A 1,000-nucleotide genomic window follows, 5' to 3' on the forward strand; every position below is an offset into this window, starting at 1 on the left:
GAGACCTGTCGGCGGGGTCGTCTCTCCTCCGGTTGGACGGACTGTTCGGCGAGGCGGGTTGCCGATACGCCGGGGGTTTTCCGCCCGGGGGGCGACCTCCCCGGTATGTCAGAGACGATGCGCGCGGCGGTCGTCGACGAGGCGGGTGCGGAGTTCGAAGTCGTCGAGAGAGCGGTCCCCGAGCCGGCCTCGGGCGAGGTCCGCGTGGCAGTCGAGGCCTGCGGCATCTGCCACAGCGACGTCTTCGTCACGGAGGGCGGGTACCCGGGCGTCAGCTACCCCCGGATCCCCGGCCACGAAGTCGTCGGCTACGTCGACTCGGTCGGCGGGAGCGTCGAGAACTGGTCGGCGGGCGACTACGTCGGCGCGGGGTGGCACGGCGGCCACTGTTTCACCTGCGAGCCGTGCCGGCGCGGCGAGTTCCTCAACTGCGAACGCGCCGAGATCACGGGGCTCACGTTCGACGGGGGCTACGCCGAGTTCACGACGGTTCCCGCGGAGGCGCTCGCGGCGGTCCCCGAGGACCTGGCGGCGGCCGACGCGGCCCCGCTTCTGTGTGCCGGCGTCACGACGTACAACGCGCTCCGGAACGCCGACTTGCAGCCGGGCGATCTCGTCGCCGTCCAGGGCGTCGGCGGACTCGGCCACCTCGGCATCCAGTACGCCCGCGCCGCCGGGTACGAGACGGTCGCCGTCTCGCGAAGCCCGGACAAGGAGCCCCTCGCTTCGGAGCTGGGGGCCGACCACTTCGTGAACGCGGCCGACGAAGACCCCGCTGAGCGACTCCAGGCGCTCGGCGGCGCGGACGGCGTGCTCGCGACGGCGCCCTCGAGCGACGCGATCGCGTCGGTGGTCGAGGGCGTCGGCATCGGGGGCTCCGTGATCGTCGTCGGCGTCCCCGGCGAGGACGTCCCGGTGAACGCCCAACACCTCATCGGAACCGCCGGATCGGTCGAGGGCTGGGGCTCCGGCGACGCCCGGGACTCCCAGGACACCCTGG

General features: G+C 73.1%; 1 protein-coding gene. It reads left to right on the top strand.

Translation table 11 applies throughout. The features are described 5' to 3' along the window. Positions 1-117: 117 nt before the first annotated feature. The coding region (locus DP106_RS15450) for an alcohol dehydrogenase catalytic domain-containing protein (RefSeq protein WP_120086665.1) at positions 118-1,000 on the top strand (883 nt) is incomplete at its 3' end.

Origin of the sequence: Halonotius pteroides (genome assembly GCF_003605635.1) — an archaeon.
In the GTDB taxonomy this organism is placed as follows: Archaea; Halobacteriota; Halobacteria; order Halobacteriales; family Haloferacaceae; genus Halonotius; species Halonotius pteroides.